The 20,670-nt window shown below is 69.8% G+C and carries 18 protein-coding genes and 2 pseudogenes; 10 read left to right on the top strand and 10 right to left on the bottom strand.

Features of this window, described 5'->3' with window-relative positions:
• Positions 1 to 201 precede the first annotated feature (201 nt).
• Positions 202 to 630: pseudogene (locus tag ACXR8F_RS09185) on the top strand (serine hydrolase); the annotation flags it as partial.
• A gap of 74 nt (positions 631 to 704) precedes the next feature.
• Here the strand turns inward: ACXR8F_RS09185 and ACXR8F_RS09190 are convergent.
• Positions 705 to 1,115 carry an MmcQ/YjbR family DNA-binding protein gene (locus tag ACXR8F_RS09190; protein ID WP_458799876.1) on the bottom strand — a complete coding sequence of 137 codons (411 nt, stop codon included), beginning with the start codon at positions 1,113 to 1,115 and terminating at the stop codon, positions 705 to 707.
• 63 nt (positions 1,116 to 1,178) lie between these two features.
• On the opposite strand from ACXR8F_RS09190, the gene ACXR8F_RS09195 reads away from it, so the two are divergent.
• Positions 1,179 to 2,006 (top strand): PhzF family phenazine biosynthesis protein, encoded by an 828-nt coding sequence (locus ACXR8F_RS09195; protein ID WP_458799878.1) that lies wholly within the window; start codon positions 1,179 to 1,181, stop codon positions 2,004 to 2,006.
• A 35-nt stretch (positions 2,007 to 2,041) separates the two neighbouring features.
• On the opposite strand, the gene ACXR8F_RS09200 is transcribed toward ACXR8F_RS09195, so the two are convergent.
• Positions 2,042 to 3,352 carry a glycosyltransferase gene (locus ACXR8F_RS09200; protein ID WP_458799880.1) on the bottom strand — a complete coding sequence of 437 codons (1,311 nt, stop codon included), beginning with the start codon at positions 3,350 to 3,352 and terminating at the stop codon, positions 2,042 to 2,044.
• Positions 3,353 to 3,429: 77 nt separating this feature from the next.
• Here ACXR8F_RS09200 and ACXR8F_RS09205 point away from each other — a divergent pair, with 77 nt between their 5' ends.
• Entirely contained in the window at positions 3,430 to 4,077 is a 648-nt protein-coding gene (locus ACXR8F_RS09205) for a TetR/AcrR family transcriptional regulator (RefSeq protein WP_458799882.1), read from the top strand.
• A 164-nt stretch (positions 4,078 to 4,241) separates the two neighbouring features.
• Here ACXR8F_RS09205 and ACXR8F_RS09210 read toward each other — a convergent pair whose 3' ends face one another.
• The 3 genes from ACXR8F_RS09210 to ACXR8F_RS09220 all read right to left on the bottom strand — a co-directional run bounded on the left by ACXR8F_RS09210 (position 4,242) and on the right by ACXR8F_RS09220 (position 5,948).
• On the bottom strand, positions 4,242 to 4,754 hold the full coding sequence (locus tag ACXR8F_RS09210) for a pyridoxamine 5'-phosphate oxidase family protein (RefSeq protein ID WP_458799884.1): 513 nt from the start codon (positions 4,752 to 4,754) through the stop codon (positions 4,242 to 4,244).
• A gap of 22 nt (positions 4,755 to 4,776) precedes the next feature.
• Complete coding sequence (locus ACXR8F_RS09215; protein ID WP_458799887.1) at positions 4,777 to 5,169, bottom strand: hypothetical protein; 393 nt, start codon at positions 5,167 to 5,169, stop codon at positions 4,777 to 4,779.
• A 203-nt stretch (positions 5,170 to 5,372) separates the two neighbouring features.
• A complete protein-coding gene (locus ACXR8F_RS09220) occupies positions 5,373 to 5,948 on the bottom strand; it encodes a hypothetical protein (RefSeq protein WP_458799889.1) in 576 nt (191 codons plus the stop codon).
• Positions 5,949 to 6,255: 307 nt separating this feature from the next.
• Here ACXR8F_RS09220 and ACXR8F_RS09225 point away from each other — a divergent pair.
• From ACXR8F_RS09225 to moaA, 4 genes and pseudogenes are all read left to right on the top strand, one after another.
• A pseudogene (locus ACXR8F_RS09225) lies at positions 6,256 to 7,469 on the top strand (IS110 family RNA-guided transposase).
• A 75-nt stretch (positions 7,470 to 7,544) separates the two neighbouring features.
• Positions 7,545 to 8,738 carry a TRAFAC clade GTPase domain-containing protein gene (locus ACXR8F_RS09230; RefSeq protein ID WP_458799890.1) on the top strand — a complete coding sequence of 398 codons (1,194 nt, stop codon included), beginning with the start codon at positions 7,545 to 7,547 and terminating at the stop codon, positions 8,736 to 8,738.
• Complete coding sequence (locus tag ACXR8F_RS09235; RefSeq protein ID WP_458799892.1) at positions 8,735 to 9,118, top strand: hypothetical protein; 384 nt, start codon at positions 8,735 to 8,737, stop codon at positions 9,116 to 9,118. Before ACXR8F_RS09230 ends, ACXR8F_RS09235 begins: the two co-directional genes overlap by 4 nt.
• 406 nt (positions 9,119 to 9,524) lie before the next feature.
• Positions 9,525 to 10,547, top strand: coding sequence for a GTP 3',8-cyclase MoaA (gene moaA / locus ACXR8F_RS09240; RefSeq protein WP_458799893.1), 1,023 nt, complete (start codon positions 9,525 to 9,527; stop codon positions 10,545 to 10,547).
• A 63-nt stretch (positions 10,548 to 10,610) separates the two neighbouring features.
• On the opposite strand, the gene ACXR8F_RS09245 is transcribed toward moaA, so the two are convergent.
• Both ACXR8F_RS09245 and ACXR8F_RS09250 read right to left on the bottom strand, forming a co-directional pair.
• Positions 10,611 to 10,856, bottom strand: coding sequence for a hypothetical protein (locus ACXR8F_RS09245; RefSeq protein WP_458799895.1), 246 nt, complete (start codon positions 10,854 to 10,856; stop codon positions 10,611 to 10,613).
• Positions 10,853 to 11,143 carry a DUF3099 domain-containing protein gene (locus ACXR8F_RS09250; RefSeq protein ID WP_458799897.1) on the bottom strand — a complete coding sequence of 97 codons (291 nt, stop codon included), beginning with the start codon at positions 11,141 to 11,143 and terminating at the stop codon, positions 10,853 to 10,855. The genes ACXR8F_RS09245 and ACXR8F_RS09250 overlap by 4 nt, the downstream gene beginning before the upstream one ends.
• Positions 11,144 to 11,246: 103 nt before the next feature.
• Between ACXR8F_RS09250 and fabG the strand changes: the two genes are divergently transcribed.
• The 3 genes from fabG to ACXR8F_RS09265 all read left to right on the top strand — a co-directional run bounded on the left by fabG (position 11,247) and on the right by ACXR8F_RS09265 (position 15,239).
• Positions 11,247 to 12,023, top strand: coding sequence for a 3-oxoacyl-ACP reductase FabG (fabG, locus tag ACXR8F_RS09255; RefSeq protein WP_458799899.1), 777 nt, complete (start codon positions 11,247 to 11,249; stop codon positions 12,021 to 12,023).
• A gap of 91 nt (positions 12,024 to 12,114) precedes the next feature.
• Positions 12,115 to 12,876: an enoyl-ACP reductase FabI gene (gene fabI, locus ACXR8F_RS09260; RefSeq protein ID WP_458799901.1), complete on the top strand. Its 762-nt coding sequence runs from the start codon at positions 12,115 to 12,117 to the stop codon at positions 12,874 to 12,876.
• An 89-nt stretch (positions 12,877 to 12,965) separates the two neighbouring features.
• Entirely contained in the window at positions 12,966 to 15,239 is a 2,274-nt protein-coding gene (locus tag ACXR8F_RS09265) for a tetratricopeptide repeat protein (protein WP_458799903.1), read from the top strand.
• Between the two features lie 239 nt (positions 15,240 to 15,478).
• Here ACXR8F_RS09265 and cphA read toward each other — a convergent pair whose 3' ends face one another.
• The 3 genes from cphA to serB form a co-directional block, all read right to left on the bottom strand.
• Positions 15,479 to 18,370: a cyanophycin synthetase gene (cphA, locus tag ACXR8F_RS09270; RefSeq protein WP_458799905.1), complete on the bottom strand. Its 2,892-nt coding sequence runs from the start codon at positions 18,368 to 18,370 to the stop codon at positions 15,479 to 15,481.
• Positions 18,371 to 18,454: 84 nt separating this feature from the next.
• The gene (locus tag ACXR8F_RS09275) at positions 18,455 to 19,375 is read right to left on the bottom strand and encodes a cyanophycinase (protein ID WP_045188185.1); all 921 of its coding nucleotides are present in this window, start codon (positions 19,373 to 19,375) and stop codon (positions 18,455 to 18,457) included.
• A gap of 9 nt (positions 19,376 to 19,384) precedes the next feature.
• Complete coding sequence (serB, locus tag ACXR8F_RS09280) at positions 19,385 to 20,641, bottom strand: phosphoserine phosphatase SerB (RefSeq protein WP_458799907.1); 1,257 nt, start codon at positions 20,639 to 20,641, stop codon at positions 19,385 to 19,387.
• Positions 20,642 to 20,670 lie beyond the last annotated feature (29 nt).

Raw genomic sequence — 20,670 nt, forward strand, 5'->3', positions numbered from 1 at the left:
CGGCCAGACGACGCAGATGGGCTGACGGCGATCACGAGCGGATGTCACTCGGTTCTGGTTGCACCGGATACAGGGGCGGCGTCACCTCCTCGGTTTCCCCGGGATTGGGGTTGGGACTAGGAGGCGACGCCGTCGGCGCTCTCATACCCTCATTGATGCCCGATAAATCACTTATGTCCGGTTTAGCAGGCCGTCTTCGAGCCAGCCGGGACGCGGTCCACCACGCTCGGTGGCACTCCCACGGTGGTTCCTCGCCCGGGAGGGGTGTTCATCCAGGACGAGGGTCTGGACGGCGTCGGGATGGCGGCCGGCAGCGTCGTGTCGACAGCGGGCGACGTGGACCGCTTCTACGAGCGCCTCTCCTCCGGCGGGTTCCTGCCGTCGGGCCTCGTGGCCACCATGGGGAGTCCGACCGGGACCGTGCCCTTCGGTCAGGGCGAGTACGGGCTCGGGCTGTGGATCTGGTCCTTGTCGTGCGGCGAGGGCCTGGGCCACAGCGGCGCGTTCACGGGCTACGCCAGCAAGGTCTGGACCCTCAGGGACAGCGACCGGCGCGCAGTCGTCCTCGTCGACGACGGCCAGGCTCACTCCTTCGCCGACAACATCGCCGACGACGCCCTGTGCCCTTGACGGCGCGACCGGCAGCGCGGCTTGGCCGCGGCTTCCAGAGCACGGCCGGTAGCGGCACCGCGGCGACTTCACGGTCATTGACCAAGGCGGTGCCTCAGCTTCTGGGGTGCGCAGAACCGGTAGCTCTCGGTCACGAGCTCGGCGACCTCGTCCCACACGGTGTCGTCGTCGAGCACCATGCCGATCACGGTGGGCGACCAGGGTGGCTTGAAGAAGGGCGGCCCGGCGTTGCCCAGGGCAAAGAGCTCGTCGCCGGATGACCGGAAGGTCAGCACCGTGGTTGGCTCGGTCACCCCGGTCAGGTCACGGTAGGCCGAGGCGTAGCCCTCCTGGGCGACCAGCACGTGGGCGAAGGTCTTGTTTCGGACCCGCCACCGTACGCCGGTCCAGGCGTCCTCCTCGTACGCGTCGGGCAGTGCCAGCGCCGTGGCACCGATCCGCGCGACGACGTCGACGGAGGGCTCGATGCGAGGCGGCCTGGGCATGCCTCGGAGTCTGCCAGCGCCTGCCGACAGGAGATCGCGCGTCGAGGCTGCGATGATGCCGACATGAGCGAGGCCGTGCAGCGGTACGTGGCGTTCTCGGACGATCCCGAGGGCGGCAACCCCGCAGGTGTCGTGCTCGAAGCAGACGCGTTGAGTGACGACCGGATGCTCGCGATCGCTGCCGAGCTGGGCTACAGCGAGACCGCCTTCCTTTTCGGCACGAAGATCCGCTACTTCTCACCGCTGGCCGAGGTCCCGTTCTGCGGGCACGCCACCATCGCAACGGCCGTGGCCCTCGCGGAGCGCGACGGCCCGGGCGACGTCGTCCTCACGACAATGAACGGCCCGGTGCCGGTCACGACCCGGCGCGATCGCGACGGCCGCATCCTTGCCACGCTCACCAGTGTGCCGGCGCGCATCTCCGACATCGCACCGACGAATCTGCGGGAGCTGCTCGCGTCACTTGGTTGGGACCTCGCCGAGCTCGACCCGGCGCTGCCGCCGCGAGTCGGGTACGCCGGCGCCTGGCATCCCGTGATCGCCGCCGCCACGCGCGAGCGACTGTCCGCGCTCGACTACGACTTCGACCGGCTGGCGACCCTCATGGCCGAACGCGAGTGGACGACGATCCAGCTCATCTGGCGCGGTGCCGAGACGATCTTCCACTCGCGCAACCCCTTCCCGCCGGGGGGTGTCGTAGAGGATCCCGCGACCGGCGCCGCTGCGGCCGCGCTAGGCGCCTATCTACGCGACCTGCACCTCGTGCCCTTGCCCGCCACGGTCACCATTCACCAGGGGGAGGATCTCGGGCGACCCGGACGCCTCCTCGTCGACATCCGCGCCGACCGACCCGAGATCCAGGTGACCGGCACTGCCGTCGCGATCACGTGAACCGCTGACCGACGGCATACGCTGCTGGTCCCGGCCTACGATGCGGGCTCAGAGGTCCGTGGTGCCCGCTGGCGGACCTCGTCGACGATCTCGACGAGGCGTTCGAGGCCACCGGCCCGTTCCATGCTCGTGGCGATGGCCTGTGCCCTCGCCCGGTAGACCGGTTGGTCGAGCACGGAGCGTACGGCGTCCCGGACCGCGGCGGGCTTTGGGGTCTCGGTGTTGAGCCGGCGTCCGGCGCCAGACCACGCGACCCGAGCGGCTACCTCCGGCTTGTCCTCCTTGCCGCCGCTGGTGACGACCGGGACCCCGTGGCGAAGGGCGTACTGAACGCCGCCGTAGCCGCCGTTCGTGACGAAGACGTCGGACTTGGGCAGCAGTGAGTCGTACGGCAGGTAGGGCGCGGCTCGAGCGTTCTCGGGCAGGGCCGGCAGCGTTTCGAGGGGGCGTCCGCCAGTGGACACGACGACGAGCACATCGTCGTCGGCGAGCGCCTCGAGAGTGGGGGCGATGATCTGGCGGTAGTCGCGGTTCGCGATGGTGCCCTGGGTGACGTGGACCACCGGGCGAGTTCCGTCGAGGTCGTGCCACCACGGCGGAAGCGGCGCCTGCGATCCGCTGGCGGAGATCGGGCCGACGAAGTGCAGGGTCGAGGGAGCGTCCGACCTCGGGTACTCGAAGTCGGGGACGGTGAACTGGGCGATCGCCTCGGCGTGCCTGGGCCAGTCGAGTACCGGAAAGGGCAGGGGCCGCCCGAACAGCGCGCGGTGGATCCCGTCGGCTGCACGCTCCGCCGGCGCGAAGACGGTACGGGCAGCGAGCTGGGCCAGCAGCGCGTTGCGCAACCGACCGACCGGACCGCGGAGCGGGGTCAGCCCCATCCCGTAGGGAGCAGTGTCGCGGCTTGTGATCGTCAACGGCACGACGCCGCAGACGAGGACCGGAGGCCGGTCTCCGAGCGCGTGGCCGCCGACGAACGCCGCGCCGACGAAAGCGGGGTCGGCCAGCAGGACGTCGGCGCGCTCCTTCGCGTGCAGGGCCATGACCGCCTCGTGCTGCGCTCTGGCGGGTCGCACGAAGACGTTCTCGATGTCGAAGGCGAGGGCCTTGGCCCCCTTGAGGGCGACGCGCTCGGGGAAGGTCTGTGCCAGGTCCTGCCGATCGTCGAAGTCTGCCTCGCCCGGCAGGGGCACGTGCTCGGCGCCGGTGTCGCTCACGGGCTGCACGAAACGCGTGCCGGTCAGGAATCGGACCCGGTCGCCGCGCTCTCGGAGCCGGCGAGCGACGCTCAGCAGGGGAGTGACGTGCCCGTGGACCGGGACGGTCGCGATGATGATGGATGCCATGACTCACCTCGCCGATTCGGCGACGCCACGATTCAGCGCCATCTCATAGTGTTCACCTCCATGAGATAGTGGTCAATATGCCAAAGCACGACAAGGCTGCCCGCCCGTACAGGTCCGACCTGCGCCGGCGCCAAGCGGCCGACACGCGGCTCCGGGTGGTCCAGGCGAGTCTGACCCTCTTCGAGAGACAGGGTTACCGAGCCACGACGTTCGCGCAGCTGGCGGCCGAGGCGGGCGTGTCGGTTAAGACCGTGCAGGAGCACGGGCCCAAGTCCGCTCTGCTGCAAGCCGCGGTCGAGCTGGCCTCCTTCGGGGTCGAGGGGGAGAGCGACTTCTTCGCCACTGATCTCGGTCGGCCGATGCTGCAGGTCGAGAGCGCGGAGGAGCTCGCGAGCATGATCGGCAGAGCGATGCTCGCGATCAACGCTCCCTCCGCGGGCCTCTGGACCACGTTCGTGAGCGCGGCGCATGCCGACCACGAGCTGAGTCGCTACCACGCGCGCATGCTGTCGCTGATCCGCGCTCAGGTCGAACACGTCCTGCGCCACATCGAGTCCCGCGGCTGGCTCCGGCGCGACGTGCCCCTGGACGATCTCGTCGAGGCGTTCTGCATCATCACGTCCCTGGAGACCTACGTGCGGTTCGTGGATCACGACGACATACCACCGGCGCGCTACGAGGAGTTCGTGGCGCGGACCATCCGCGAGACCATCCTCGCGCGCTGACCAGGCGCCCGCTCCGAGCCAAGCGACTGCTCACCGACGATCAACCCGCTCGTCGCGAGCCAGGACGCGCGACCGCTCGCTGGCCGATGGCTCGGGCGGGGCGGCTTGACGCAGGTCCACCGTTTGGAGGCGACGGCCCGCTCTATGCGTCGCGCCGGAGCCGCTCACGAGCGAAACCCCTCGTCCTGCCACGCCTGTTCGGCGAAGCTGAACAGCCGCTGCGGGGTGATCCGCAGCCAGTAGGCCGCCCAGGCAATGGTGCCGCCGCGGTTGCGTAGCTCGGTGATGTGCCGGAGGTCCTCCGGCACGGTTGTCAGCACTTCGGCAGGGCCTTCGATGAGCACGGCGGCGTGCATGTCGTGTTCACCCTCGAGGATGGACAGCGCCAACCAGGGGTGGGCCCGGACGTTCGCGATCCGCGCGGCGTTCTCGACCGTGGGGAGCCAGAACGCCTCCGCGTACGGAGAGAACAGAGTCGGGGCTGCGTGGGCCCGGCCGTCGGGCCGAGTTGAGGACGCCAGCGCGTAGGTCCGGCGCTCCAAGTACGAGGCAAGCTGATCGCCGGTCATCCGCCGCTGCGGCGGGTAGGCCTTGCGCACCGCCGGCCCGGCCTGGTGGAAAGACGCATCCTGCAGCTGGCCCAGCCAGTCCGCCAGGGCCAGACGGTCGCTGGACAAGGCGCCAGACGGTTCTCGGTGACTACTCGACATTGAGCGCGGTCCTCTCCCAAGCGCAATCCGGTGCGAGCCGACGGCGCGCCAGGGTCACAGGTGAGCCGCCTTCCACGCACATCGATGGGTGTGCCGTCCCCGCCGGCGAGCACGCCGATCCGCGCCTCTGTCGCGACCTGACGCGCGCATCACGCTCGGTGGTGCTCGCCGCAAGCAAGCTGTCGTGGAGCGCGTCCAGGTCTTCGGCATCGGCAAATGTCACCGGCCCCCCAGGATGACCGGCCGGGTGGAGAGCGACCTCGAAGCCATCGATGTCGTGCCCGACGTAGGAGGACTCGCCGGTATGCGGCCCGCCCAGCAGCGCCGTGTACATCGCGTAAACGCCCTGACGATCGGAGACCCGGATCACCAGACCACTCATCGGTTCTTCCTCATCGGTTGGGCGGGGCACGGCTCGACAGCTGCTTCGGCCGAGGCAAGGGCTATTGGGAGGTCCGTGAGCGATGTTTCTCGATGCCTGACTGATTCGCCACTGCCGCCTCTGGCTAGGGTGTGCCCGTCTGGCGGCGGAGTGCGGCACCGCGGATACGTCGCTCCCGATGCCCTGGGATGGATCAGCTGCCGCTACCACACCGGAAGACCTCCAAGCCACGGATGGTCAGGCGGAAGCCCGATATGGGCCTCCTCGGCCCAGTCGCGGAAGGCAGACGGGAGGAGCACGGGTGCTTCGTTGGTGGACGAGAGCAGCAGGTCCCAGCGGTCCTCATAGTCCTTGAACGTGGATAGTTGCGACCGAGCCCGGTCGACGCCTACGTTTCGCTTCCCCGGGGCGATTCCCGGCTCCGTGAGCCAGTGCATGTGCTCGACCCACGCGGCGGCAGCAACGTGATCACGAGGAACCACAAAATTGCGGATCCGCTGTAATGGATCGGCCGGTATCGCGACAAGGACGAACCACTCGCGATCATGCACAGCCGGGCACTGGGACTTCAGGCCGAGCGGCCAACTGACGCTGTCACCCGCTCCCCGGATGCTCTTCACCTGGACCTCAATCATCGGGCGGTCGCCATCGGTGTGAACAGCCAGGATGTCGGTGCGCGCGAGCCCGTCGCGCGTGAGCGCAGGTGCCCAGTCCAGCCGGGCCAGCATGGCGCACACATGATGCTCGCCGATGGACTTCGTCTGCTTCGTGTCGGCCACGCCAGTAGTCAAACACGGCTAGGTCGGCCGCCGAGATGAAGGAGTTGTGGTCGCCTTCATCAGCCGGCCGGTCGACTGGCGGCTACTAGACGATTTCCCTAGGACCGGTGCCTGGCCAGACTCGGTTTAGGTGATCGTCGGGCGGCTCTTCTAGCGGCTGCGCACCGGTGTGCGGGTGTGGCTCACTTTCGGTCTGCGGCTCGGCGGTCACCGTGACGAGGCGTGGCTCAAGAAGGGACTGCCCTGCTCGTAGTAGCAATGCCCACCTCGCCGTCCTTATGGAGTCGAGCACAGGCGGGAGCAGGACATGGATCAGCTGGAGCAGCACGGGCAGGTCATCATCGGCGTCGACCCGCACAAGCTGTCGGCGACGATCGAGGTCGTCGACGGTCACGAGCGACTGTTGGGTTCGGGCGGTTCACCACCGACCGCGCCGGCTACGCTGCGCTGCGCACATACGTGCAGGCCTGGCCGCGGCGCGTGTGGGCGGTCGAGGGCAGCAACGGCGCCGGGCGGCCGCTGGCTCAGCGGCTCCTCGAGGACGGCGAGCAGGTCGTCGACGTCCCCGCCAAGCTCGCGGTCCGGGTCCGGCTCTTCGACACCGGCCACAACCGCAAGACCGATGCCCGGGACGCCCCCTCGATCGCGATCGTCGCCGTCCGCACCACGTCCTTGCGGGTGCTGCAGCGGGACGGCGCGCTCGAGGCGCTGCGGATGCTCACCGACCGCCGCGAGGCACTGACCCGTCGCCGTGTCCAGACGGTCAACCGACTGCAGGCGTTGCTGGCGGAACTGCTTCCGGGACAGGCGAAGAAGGACATCACCACCTGCCAGGCGAAGTCGCTCCTGGCATCCGTCCGTCCACGCGACGTCGCCGGGAAGACCCGCCGCCGGATCGCCGCTGAAGAGCTGGCCGAGCTGGTCCCGGTCGAGGCCAAGATCACGAAAGCCACCGCCGAACTGAAGGCGCTCGTTCTGGCGCGGGGCTCGCACCTGATGGACCTGCCCGGTGTCGGGCCCGTCGTCGCTGCGAGGGTTCTGGCCGATGTCGGTGACGTGGCGCGCTTCGCCGACCGGAACCGGTTCGCGTCCTGGACCGGCACCGCGCCACTGGACGCCTCCTCCGGGGAGCAGAGCCGGCACCGGCTGTCGCGGGCCGGGGACCGGCGGGTTAACCACAGGATCCACATCGCCGCGATCAGCCAGCTGCGCCTCGACACGGCCGGGCGCGCCTACTATCGGCGCAAACGAGCCGAGGGAAAGCGGCCGCTGGAGGCGATCCGGTGTTCGAAGCGACGAATCTCCGACGCCGTTTATCGGCAGCTGCTCGCCGACGCCGCGGGCATCGACACGGGCCCGGGAGGGCACTGCGGGGCGTCTCAAGAATCCAGCGCGGTCGACCTGACCCCGCACATCGACACTTCGGATCAGCCACTTCCCGGACCCGCACAACCGACGCTACGCCCAGCAGTCGCGCCCCGGAAGACCGACGCCTACAGCACGCTCGAACCGACCGGTTGACGACAGAAGGGAGCCGAAGTGACGCAGGGCGTTGCTCCGCTGATGCCCTCTGCGGTCTGGGATAGGTTTCGCGGCATGGCGAAGTACCCCAGAGTTCGAGAGCAGCACATCGCTGTCTTCGGCGAAGCCGGCTCCGGCAAGACCGTGTTGGTCTCCTCGTTCTTCGGGCCAACGCAGGAGGGCTCCTACGAGAACGATCTGTGGGACCTGGTCGCTCGACAGACCGGCCAGGGCCACCGCCTGTATCAGAACTACCTCGGCATGCGTGACAGCGCGACTGCTCCGATGCCGACCAGATTCGCCAACACGACCTACGAGTTCGCCGTCAAGCTCAAGGGCGGAGACGACGACCAGACGAAGAAGCAACCTTTCGACGAACTGCGCCTCGCGTGGCATGACTACCCCGGTGAGTGGTTTGAGGAAGACCCGAGCAGCATCGAGGAAAGCAACCGACGCGCGGACACCTTCATCTCGCTCCTTCGGTCGGATGTCGCGCTTCTCTTGGTCGACGGTCAGAAGTTGCTCGATTACGCCGGGGAGGAGGAGCGCTACCTCAAGGCACTCCTCGGCAATTTCCGCCAGAACCTCTTGCGCCTCAAGGACGACCTCCTCGCAAAGGAAGGTCCGCTGATCGAGTTCCCTCGAATATGGATTCTAGCTCTGTCCAAGGCGGACCTGTTTCCAGACTGGGACGTCGCCACGTTCCGCGATCTCGTCATCCTCAAGGCCGCCGACGACCTCGAACGCCTCAGAACCACCATCGCAGAACTCATCAGCGCACCGGACGCGCTCTCGGTCGGTGAGGACTTCATGCTGCTGTCGTCCGCCAAGTTCGAGCTCAAACCGGATGACATGGAGCCGGTCGACATCGATGTCACGCAGCGCGTCGGACTCGACCTGATTCTCCCCGTTGCGTCCCTACTGCCGTTGCAGCGCCGCGTCCTGTGGGAAGAGCGGATGACGATACCGCGGCAGGTGGTGGACTCGCTTGCCGACGGTGCCGATGTGATTGCCGCAGCGTTGACCGGCGCAAAGTTCGCCACCGTCGAGAAGCTCCTGAGAAAGGTCGCCAAGGCAGACAAGCGGGCAGAGTTCGTGATCAAGGCGTTGCCGGCATTAGCCGCCGCGATCAAGATCGCTGGGCCGAAGCTCAAGGAGATAAATGAGCAAGCGCGCATGCAGCACAACTACCTGCGAGCCACGCTGACCCAGTTCAAGCTGGACTTGGAGCAGGGCGTGGCCGACAAGGTGATCCGGACCCAGAAGTGAGCACTGCGCCTCCGCGTCCAACGCAGTTCATCTGGGCTACGCGCGGTCATTCCTGGGGTTTTCGGTTCCTGCTCGACGCCGGATTTGATGACCCGCTGCCCGCATACGAGCGAGCATTCGCTGGACTCGCCGACCACCCCACCGCATGGCGTCGAGAAAGCAGGCATCTCGCGCTGCGCTTTCCGGATCCCGTAGGACGCCGTGACGCTGCGGGCCGCGTCATCCCACACGAGTTCGTCGTCTTCGGCGACGTTGCCGGCGACATAGGTTCGGTCGATGACGGCGTCCAGACAATCTGGCCCATAGTCGAGCACGCCTACGCGCGCATCTGGGATTCCGACAAGGCTCCAACCGCGAACGATCTTCGGCTCGGCGACTGACGCATCGCGTTCTCTCTCGACTCGGCCGGAGGCAAGATGGGACCTCCTTGCTCAAGCTGCTCGGGCACAAACGGCCGCAAGATCCAGGCGCAGCCGCCGTGGCAACGCGACGCACGAAGAAGAAGCCATCACCAGAATCGGTTCATTCCCAGGTAGGCCGGTGGCCTCGCGCCCGCAGGACACCGCCGCTTCGCGGTGTGGGGCAGGAGCTCGAGGGCATTTCGGATATCGCTCGAGTGGCCGTGTGGCTGTCCCCGCCCGGGACCGACGCGCGTGCTCGGTGGCAGTTTGCTCCCAGGTCTGGCGCTCGAGAAGGCACCGTCCCTTCCGACGCCCTCGCGGCCGCGACGGGTGACGAGAGCCTTCATGCGGGGTTGTCTCGCCTCCCCGGCTTAGAGTGGAGGGTATGACCGCCCTTCCCGACCCGAGCGTTCGACCGGCAGGCCTGGCCGACCAGTTCGGCCGGGTGGCGCGTGACCTGCGCGTGTCCGTGACCGACCGCTGCAACTTGCGCTGCACCTACTGCATGCCCGCCGAGGGCCTGCCGTGGATGCCGAAGGCCGAGATGCTCACCGACGAGGAGATGCTCCGGCTCATCGGCCTCTTCGTCCGCGACGGCGTCACCCAGGTGCGCCTGACCGGGGGAGAGCCGCTACTGCGGCGTTCCCTCGTCGAGCTCGTAGCCGGCATCGCCGCGCTCGAGCCACGGCCGAAGATCGCGATGACGACCAACGGCGTCGGGCTCGAGCGGGTCGCCCGCGGGCTGAAGATGGCGGGCCTCGACCGCGTCAACGTCAGCCTCGACACCATCGACGCCGAGACCTTCACCCAGCTGACCCGCCGCGACCGCTTGGCCGACGTCGAGGCGGGCCTCAAGGCGGCAGCCGACGCGGGCCTCACCCCGGTCAAGGTCAACGCGGTCGCCATGCGCGGCATCAACGACGACTCCGTCGCCGACGTGCTCGCCTGGTGCCTCGAGCGTGGCTACGAGCTGCGGTTCATCGAGCAGATGCCGCTCGACGCCCAGCACGCCTGGGACCGTTCCACCATGATCAGCGCGGGCGAGATCCACGCCAGGCTCTCCGAGCGCTGGGAGCTGACGCCGCTGCCGGCGGCCGACCGGGGGAGCGCCCCCGCCGAGCGGTTCCTCGTCGACGGTGGCCCCGAGACCGTCGGCATCATCGCCAGCGTCTCCAACCCGTTCTGCGCGGCCTGCGACCGCACGCGCCTCACCGCCGACGGCCAGGTGCGCAACTGCCTCTTCTCCAACACCGAGACCGACCTCCGCGGTCCCATGCGCGACGGCGCCAGCGACGACGAGCTGCTCGACCTCATGCGCGGTGAGATGTGGCGCAAGCGCAAGGGCCACGGCATCGGCGACCCCGACTTCGTCCAGCCCGAGCGGCCCATGTCCGCCATCGGCGGCTGACCGGGTGACCGGCTCACCCCTCACCCAACCGAGCCGTACGCGTACGGCCGGGTTCGAGCAGCTCTAACCGTCAGCCGAGGTGAGCGCCTCGACGGGCACCACCTCGATGAGGAATCCGCGCAGCGCCACGAAGTCGGCCAGCGACTTCTCGTGCTCGTCGCACGCCAGCCAGACCTTTCGCCGCTCCGGCTTGTGCAGCTTGGGGTTGTTCCACACGACCGCGTGCCGAGCGGTCGCCCGACACCCCTTCGCACTGCACACGTGATCGGCGGCCTCCGACGCGGAGGCAGCCTCGAAGAGCCCGCTCACTGCTGGATGCGGCGGATGTCGTCCTGCGGCGTCACCGTCTGCAGGTCGCCGGGCTGCCGCGGCGCGACCGCGTTCGCGATGACCACGGCGATGTAGGGGATGATGACGGCGCCGAGCACCGCCGCCCAGCGCAGCCAACCCGAGGTCACGAAGACGAGCCCGAAGAGGGCGACGCGGATCCCCATCATCGTGAGGTAGCGCTTGATGCGCTTGTCCTGGTCGTCGGTCGTGGAGGACGGCGCCGACGTGACGGTGTGCACGACGGGTTCGTGGTGGGCTCTTGGCACCCATCCACCATAAGCCCGCCGGGCGGGCATGGACCGTGCTGTCTACCCTTCGGTAGTCCGTTAGGTTTCGGGGCAGGACCGAGACTCCGGCACCGCCGGACGGATGGAGGAACGCACTGTGTCAACGACCGCGGAGACGGCACCCACGGCCACCCCCGGACCCACCAGCACCACGCCGCGCAACGTGCTCGTCACCGGCGGCAACCGCGGCATCGGCCTCGCGATCGCCCGCGCGTTCGCCGACGCCGACGACAACGTCGTCATCACCCACCGTTCCGGCCAGCCACCGGAGGGCCTTAAGGGCGTCGTCTGCGAAGTGACCGACTCGACCTCCGTCGACGCGGCGTTCAAGGCCGCCGAGGAGATCTTCGGCGGCCCCGTCGAGGTGCTCGTCGCCAACGCCGGCATCACCCGCGACACCCTCCTCATGCGCATGACCGACGACGAGTTCGACTCCGTCATCGACACGAACCTCGCCGGCGCCTTCCGCTGCGCCCGCCGCGCCGCCACCGGCATGATCCGCAAGCGCAAGGGCCGCATCGTCCTCATCAGCAGCGTCGTCGGCCTCTACGGCTCCCCGGGACAGGCCAACTACGCCGCCTCCAAGTCGGGCCTCGTCGGACTGGCGCGCTCCATCTCGCGTGAGCTCGGCGGCCGCGGCATCACCGCCAACGTCGTCGCCCCCGGCTTCATCGACACCGAGATGACGGCCGTGCTGCCCGACGACCAGAAGAAGCAGTACCTCGCCAACATCCCCGCCGGCCGCTTCGCGACGCCCGAGGAGGTCGCGTCCGTCGTGCGTTTCGTCGCCAGCGACGACGCCGCCTACATCACGGGCGCCGTCATCCCCGTCGACGGCGGGCTCGGCATGGGGCACTGACCGCACCCGACGGCATACGGCCGTATGCCGTGAATGTCGTTGCGCTCCAAGCGTCCCCACCCTTCCCCACCCACACGAGAAAGTCGCAGGCATGGGAATCCTCGAAGGCAAGAAGCTGCTCATCACCGGCGTCCTCATGGACAGCTCCATCGCGTTCCACGTCGCCAAGCTGGCGCAGGAGGAGGGCGCGACGGTCATCCTCACCTCCTTCGGCCGCACGATGAAGATCACGCAGACCATCGCCAAGCGGCTGCCCGAGACGCCGGTCGTCATCGAGCTCGACGTCGCCGACCAGGAGCACCTCGACACGCTGGCCGACCGGTTGCGCGAGCACGTCGACGGCCTCGACGGCGTGCTCCACTCGATCGGCTTCGCCCCGCAGGGCGCCTTCAACTTCCTCGAGGGCACGTGGGAGGACGTCTCGACGGCCGTGCAGATCTCCGCGTACAGCCTCAAGGCGCTGGCCGTCGCCACGCTGCCGCTCATGCCCGAGGGCGGCAGCGTCGTCGGGCTCACCTTCGACGCGAAGTTCGCCTGGCCGGTCTACGACTGGATGGGCGTCGCGAAGGCCGCCTTCGAGTCGACCAACCGCTACCTCGCGCGCGACCTCGGCCCCAAGTCGGTGCGGTGCAACCTCGTCGCGGCCGGCCCGATCCGCACCACCGCCGCCAAGTCGATCCCCGGCTTCGAGCAGTTCGAGCAGATCTGGGACGAGCGCGCCCCGCTCGGCTGGGACGTCAACGACCCGGTGCCCGCCGCGAAGGCGTGCGCGGCGCTGCTCTCCGACTGGTTCCCGGCGACGACGGGCGAGATCGTGCACGTCGACGGCGGCGTCCACGCGATGGGGCAGTAAGGCGGGCGCTGAGGTGGTCAGCAAGGCGGGCAGGGAGGCACAAGTGGTGACCGGGCGAGGCCTCGCCCGCTCTCGCTAGAGTCCTGCCCATGCCTCACGCCGGGACCGAGTCCACCACCCTGCCGACCGACGACACGCAGAACCAGACGGACGACGCGCCAGTGGCGGTGGCCCCGGTCAGGGTCGACGAGGTGCGAGTCCTCGACGGACCCAACCTCTACTTCGCGCGGCCTGCGATCAAGGTGATCCTGCACCTGCCCGGCTACCTCGACCTCAAGCGCACCGAGGCGGAGACGCTCGCCCGCCGCCTCGGCATGCGCTCGGCCCGCCCGGGCAAGCGCGGCACGGCGCTGCGCCAGCGCTTCGTCATGCGCCTCATCCGCAACGTCACGCGCCGCGTCGGCACCGAGATCGGCGCTGGACGACTCGGCGTACGCGTGCGGGCCGGCCAGACGGTCGAGGACGTCGTGCTCGCCTTCCCGTGGGTGCACCGCACGCGCGGTCGCGTCGCGGGAGAGCAGTTCGGCGCCGTCATGGCGGGTTTGCTCGACCCGTCGCGCCGTGTCGACGACGTCATAGAGGAGGTCGCCGCGGTCATCATGGCGGCGCCCGACGGCCCGGGGCCGAGCGTCATCACGCCGACGGTGCCCGTCGCGTCCGTCACCGGCACCAACGGCAAGACGACGACCACCCGCCTCATGGCTCACATGTGCATGACCGCCGGCCTCACGACGGCGTGGAGCTCGACCGACGGCGTCGTCGTCATGGGCGAGACGAAGGAGGAGGGCGACTTCTCCGGACCTGCCGGCGCGCGCGGCGTGCTCGAGACCCCGGGCCTCGACATCGGCATCCTCGAGACGGCCCGAGGCGGCATGCTGCTCAAGGGCATGGGCGTCACCGCCAACGACGTCAGCGTCGTCACCAACGTCAGCGCCGACCACCTCGGCCTGCAGGGCATCGACACCCTCGACCAGCTCGCGGAGGTCAAGGCCATCGTCACCACCGTCACGAAGCCGCAGGGCTGGGTCGTGCTCAACGGTGACGACCCCCGCGTCTGGGCGATGCGCTTCGGCATCAAGGCCAAGCCGTGGGCGTTCAGCCTCGACCCCGCGTCACCGGCGCTGTGGGAGTCGATCAACTCCGGCGGGCGCGGCATCACGGTGCTCGACGGCGAGATCGTCGTCCTGTCGCCCAACGGCGACCCCGACCGGCTGGTCAAGATCGTCGACGTGCCGATGACGCTGAGCGGCCTGTCGCAGAACAACATCGCCAACGCCCTCGCCGGTGCCGCAGCCGCGCTGGGGCTCGGCGTGCCGCGGTCGGCCGTCGTCGAGGGACTGCGCACCTTCGCGCCCGACCCCGAGCACAACTGGGGCCGGCTCAACACGTACTCGCTCCCGCTGCCGCAGGGCGGCAAGGCGACCGTGATCATGGACATGGCGCACAACGAGGCAGGGCTCGAGGCCCTCCTCGACGTCGCGCGCGGTCTCGCGGCACCGGGCGGGGCCGTACGCCTCGGGCTGGGGTGCGCGGGTGACCGCGCCGACGATGCCATCACCGCCATGGGTGAGATCGCCGGGCACGGCGCCGAGGAGGTCGTCCTGAAGATCGCCCGCCACTACCTGCGCGGGCGCCAGCCGGAGGAGCTCCTCGGACTCTTCCGCGAGGGCCTCGCCAAGGTCGGCGTGCTCGACGTGCCCGGCTTCGACACCGAGCTCGAGGCGCTCGAGGCCCTCGTGCCGCACGCGCTCGACGGCGACGTCATCGCCCTCATGTGCCACGCCGAGCGCGCCGAGGTCAACCGCTGGATCCGTGACCACGGCGGCAAGGTCGACGATGCCCGCACGATCCGGCGCAAGGTCGTCGCGGCCCGCGGCGAGCACGAGCTCGAGGCCGAGATCGCCGCCCTGTGGGAGCTGGACGACGACACCGCCCGCACCGCCGCGGCCCAGGAGCTCGTCGACACGCATCCCGGAGACCCGCGCCTCGTCTTCGAGCTCGCCGGCGCCAAGGACGCCGGCGGCGACGAGCAGGGCGCGATCGGCCTCTACGAGCAGGCCCTCGCCGGCGGGCTGCGTGAGCCGCACCGCCACCGGGCACAGCTGCAGCTCGCCTCGAGCCTGCGCGTCGTCGGCCGCGCGGCGGAGGCACAGGCACTCGTCACCGACGTGCTGGAGGCGCGACCGCACAACACGGCAGCGCTCATGCTCCGGGCACTGGTGCAGGCCGACCTCGGCCAGGAACGTCAGGCCGTGGCCGACCTCATCCGCGCGACGCTCGAGGCGACGACCGACGTCGACACCCAGAGCTACCGACGGGCCCTGCGCGCCTACGCCGACGAGCTCGCCCCCGCCGCCGACTGACCGAGCGGCCGACCCTGAGTCGGCGGACGCGTACGCGGAAGCGAGGTTTTCAGCGACACCTCTCCCTGAGTCGAGTGCTCACTTTCTGACGCAGGGAACTGAGCCCTCGATGGGGTTGGTGCGTCGGAAACTGAGCACTCGATGGGGTTGGTGCGTCGGGAACTGAGCACTCGATGGGCCGGTGCCTCGAGTGCTCACCTTCCGACGTGGGAAAGTGAGCACTCGTCGGGGGACTCGGATCAGATGGCGGTGTCGTCGGCCATCTCGGGCTGGGTCTCGCCCGGGACCGCACCGAGTGCCTCACCCTCGGCCTCGTCGCCCTCCGCCTCGGCCGTCTCGGTGAGGGTGGTCGGGTCGAGGTCGGGGTCGCTCGTCGCCGCCGCGGGTGTGCCGATGCGGGCACCGGCCTGGGCCGACTTCGTGCGCTCCTCGAGCTCGGCGACGACCATCGAGTGCTGGTCGACGCACATGACGACGAGATCGCCGGGATTGGTGCGGGCGAGCACGTGGCGGGTCGCCTCCAGCTCGTCGAGCACGATCTCGACCTGGCGGCAGCGCGCCCCCTCGGCCATCGCCTGACGCGCGCCCTCGGCGACGAGCGCGGCGCTCACGCCGGCCTTGCGACCTCGGAGGCGGGCGTCCTCGCGCACCACGAGCACGTCGAAGTGCTGGGCGGCGACGGCACCGAGCTCGCGGATGTCGTCGTCGCGCCGGTCACCGGCCGCACCGATCATGCCGATGCGCGACGTCCGGCCGAGGTCGGCCTGGCCCTGCTTCTGCGCGGCGTAGCGGTCGACGAACGCGCCGAGCTCCTTCATGCCGGCGGCGTTGTGGCAGTAGTCGACGAAGACCTCGGCGTTGGCGACCTGGACGAGGTTGAGGCGGCCGGGGGAGAGGTAGTACGTCGTCGCGAAGGTGCGCAGCCCCTGGCGGATGTCGTGCAGGGGAGCGTCCGCTGCGAACGCGGCGCCCGCCGCGGCCAGCGCGTTGGCGACGTTGAACCGCGCCGCACCGCCGAACGTGGACGGCAGCAGGTGCGTCCACGCGAGCTGCATGCTCCGGCGGCCGTGCTTGATGACGATCATCTCGCCGCGGTCGCTGGGCTCGAGCACGACGGCGCGGCCGCCGCGACGGCAGTAGTCGTCGACGAACTCGCGCACCTCGCTGCCCGGCTCGGACATCGTGAACCAGACGATGCCGCCCGAGCACTTGCGGCGCATGTTGCGCACGTGCGGGTCGTCGGCGTTCAGCACCGCGAAGCCGTCGCGCGGGACGGCCTCGACGATGACGGCCTTGACGTCGGCCAGCTGGCGAAGGGTGTCGATTCCCTTCATCCCCAAGTGATCCGGGGCGATGTTCGTGACGACCGCGATGTCGTTGCGGTCGTAGCCGAGGCCCTCGCGCAGGATGCCGCCGCGGGCGACCTCCATGACGGCGAAGTCGACGCGAGGGTTCTGCAGCACCATCCGGGCCGACCGCGGGCCCGACGCGTCGGCCTTGATGACGAGCCGCTCGTCGATGACGACGCCGTCGGTCGAGGTCATGCCGACCTTGCGACCGAGGCCCTTGAAGATGTGGGCGATCATGCGCGAGGTCGTCGTCTTGCCGTTGGTGCCGGTGACGGCGACGATCGGCACGCGCGACTGGGCGCCCGGCGGGAAGAGCAGGTCGACGACCGGCTTCGCGATGAACTGCGGCTCGCCGACGGTCGGGTGCGTGTGCATGCGGAAACCCGGCGCGGCGTTGACCTCGCAGATGGCCCCGCCCGTCTCACGCACCGGGTAGGTGATGTCGGGGCAGATGAAGTCGATGCCGGCGACGTCGAGGCCGACGATGCGCGCCGCCTCCTCGGCGATCTCGACGTTGTCGGGGTGCGCGTCGAAGGTGCGGTCGATGGAGATGCCGCCGGTCGACATGTTGCCGGTGAGCGCCAGCTTGACCATCTCGCCCTCGGTCGGCACCGACTCGAGCGTGTGGCCCTGGCCGGCGAGGATCTCGAGCGCGTTGGCGTCGACCTTGATCTTCGTCAGCACCTTCTCGTGCCCGACGCCGCGGCGCGGGTCGGCGTTCGTGATGTCGACGAGCTCGGCCACCGTGTGCGTGCCGTCGCCGACGACGTGCGCCGGCACGCGCTCGGCGATGGCCTGCATGCGGCCGCCGACGATGAGGCAGCGGTAGTCGCGCCCGGTGACGAACGACTCGACGATGATCGTGCCGCGCCGCGACTCGGCCTTGGCGATGTCGTACGCCTTCTCGACCTCCTCGTCGCTCTGGAGGTTGAGGCACACGCCGCGCCCGTGGTTGCCGTCGAGCGGCTTGACCACGACGGGGAACCCGATGCGGCGGGCGGCGTCGAGCGTTCCGCGCAGGGTGCGTACGGCCTCCTGCTTGGGCACCGGCAGCCCCGCCGAGCCGAGCAGCTTGGTCGTCATGTCCTTGTCGCTCGCGATGTCGACGGCGAGGGCGCCCGTCTTCGACGTCATCGTGGCGCGGATGCGCTGGGCGTGGACGCCCTGCCCGAGCTGCACGAGCGAGGCGGAGTTGAGGCGGATGAAGGGGATGTCGCGGGAGGCGGCCTCCTCGAGGATCGCCGCCGTGGACGGGCCGAAGGCGACCCGCTCGGCCTGCTTGAGGAAGCCGTTGAACTCGGTCTCGAAGTCGAAGCCGTCCTCGCCGTCGACGAGGTGGTTGATGAGGCGCACGGCGAGCTTGCCCGCGGCGACACCGACGGTCTCGTCGGTGTAGCTGTAGATGACGTTGTAGTGGCCGGGCTCGCCCTTGACCGCGCGGGTCTTGCCGCGCCGCGAGTCGTGGCCGGCGAGGGTCTGCAGCTGCAGCGCGACGTGCTCGGCGACGTGGCCGAGCCAGGTGCCCTCGCGCAGCCGCTCGATGAAGCCACCGCGCCGGCCGAGCGAGCACGTGTGCCGCTCGAGGCCGGGCACCAGCTCGATGAGCCGGTCGGTGAAGCCGTCGAGCGAGACCGTGGGGTACTCCTCCAGGCTGCCGAGGTCGACGACGAGGTGGATGGCCTGCTGGTAGGACCAGACGTTGGGGCCGCGGTAGATCCGGGTCTCGAGGATCTTCAGGTCCGGGCGGGCCGGGCCTGTGGGGGTGGGGACCTCGACGGCCATGGATCTCCTCCTACGTGGTCGTGCGTATGCCGCAGGGGCACCTCGCGCACGACCGTACTCTCAGGGACGGGCGGGACTGCTGGACTAGCGAGCGGCGCTGCTCGTCGAGGAGCGCGCCGCCCGGACCTTCGCCGGGACGACCGCACCCTCGATGTCGGGGTGACGTTCGACGAACGCGGTCAGCTCGACGTGGCCCAGGTCGAACGTACTGCCCGTGGGCAGCGAGTGCACCACCGCGCCGGAGACGAGCAGCGGCGCACCGCGCCGGGCGTCGGGCGCGTCGGTGATGGCGTTGCGGGCGTTGACGACGAAGATCGAGCCGGCCCCGATGACCGACATCACGGTGCCCCCGCGGATCTCGGCGGCAGTGTTCTCGTCGATGCCCATGCCGAGCAGGTTGGGGGAGGCGGCGACCATCGACATGAGCCGGCCGTAGCGGCCGCGCTGGTCGAAGTGCTGGTCGATGATGACGTCCTCGACGAGGCCGAGCCCCGCCGAGATCTGGCTGGCGCGCTGGCGTGGGGTGAGCCCCTCCTCGCCGAGCGAGATCATGTAGCGGCTCATGATCGAGGCGCCGGCGGACGTGCCGGCGACGACTGCGCCGCGCTCGTACGCCCGCACGATCGCGTCGCCCACGGGGGTGCCGACGATGTTCTGGGAGAGCTTGACCTGGCTGCCGCCGGTGAGGAAGACGCCGGTGGCGCTGTCGAGCAGCTCGACCATCGCCGGGTCGTTCGAGTCGCGTCGGGTCGCCGGGTTGACCACGGAGACGTCGCCCCCGCGCAGACGGGTGAAGACGTCGCGGTACGCCTCGGACACCTCGTCGGCGAACGACGACGCCGTGGGGATGACGACGATGTGCGACCGCCGGCCCCCGGCGAGCTTGACGAAGCGCTTGAGCACGACCGACCGGCCGATGCGGTCCTCGGCGCCACCGATGACGAGCAGCGTGCGCCGTATGCCGTCAGGGTTCGGTGCTGCTGACGAGGTGGCCACGGTCTGCATCGCGCCAGCCTAGTGACCGTGGTGCGGGACCGGCGGAGCCTGGGTCGGCGTGCCGTCGTCGATGTCGGCCTCCTCGATCTCCTCGCGGGAGATCCCGAGCAGGTAGAGCACCGAGTCGAGGTAGGGCACGTTGACCGAGGTCTGGGCCTGCTCCTGCACGATCGGCTTGGCGTTGAAGGCGACCCCGAGGCCGGCGGCGTCGAGCATGTCCAGGTCGTTGGCACCGTCGCCGATTGCGACGGTGCGGCTGAGGGGCAGCCCCTCCTGCTCCGCGAACTCGCGCAGGGCGCGCGCCTTGCCGGCCCGGTCGACGACGTCGCCGACGACGCCCCCGGTGAGGTGTCTTTCGACGATCTCGAGACGGTTGGCGCGGGCGTGGTCGATGCCGAGCTCGGCGGCGAGGTCACCGACGATCTCGATGAAGCCGCCGCTGACGAGACCGACCGTGAAGCCGAGCCGCTTGAGCGTGCGCACGAGCGTGCGGGCCCCGGGGGTCAGCTCCACCGCCGCGCGCACCTCGTCGAGCACGCTCGCGGGCAGGCCCGCGAGCGTTGCGACGCGCGCGCGGAGCGACTCCTCGAAGTCGAGCTCACCGGCCATGGCCCGCGCCGTCACCTCGGCGACCTCGGCCTCGCGTCCGCAGTGGGCGGCGAGCAGCTCGATGACCTCCTGCTGGATCAGCGTCGAGTCGACGTCGAGGACGACGAGGCGACGCCCGCGCCGGGCGAGGCCGCCGGGGGCGACGGCGATGTCGATGGCCTCCGACGCCGCGACGAGCGCCATGTCGCGGCGCAGCGACGGCACGTCCGCTCCCGAGACGTCGAACTCGACCGTCGTGACGGGGTAGCGCGAGAGGCGCCGGATGCGGTCGATGTTGGCGCCGTGCTCGGCGATCTGGGTGGTCACGAGCGACACGGCGTCCGCGCTCAACGGCGCGCCGAGCACCACGACGGCGGCGCGGCCCTGGCGGGGACGCGCGTTGTCGCCGGTGCCCTCGACGACGGTGAGCGTGAGCCCCAGCCGGTGGGCGGCCACGGCCGCGGCGTCTCGCAGCTGGTCGACGTGCGCGCCGGGACGCAGCAGCACCGTCAGGGTGAGGTGACCGTGGACGACGACCTGCTGGATGTCGAGCACCTCGGCGTCCACGCCCGACAGCGCCCCGAGCAGGGTGCCGGTGACACCGGGCCGGTCGTCACCGGTCACCGTGACGCTGAGCGTCTGGATGTCCGTTGCGGAGGTCCCGTGCGTGCGGCTCTCTTCGGTCACCCGCGTCAGCGTAGTGAGGGCACGGGCGG

The sequence above is a fragment of the Terrabacter sp. AAH1 genome, from assembly GCF_054456855.1.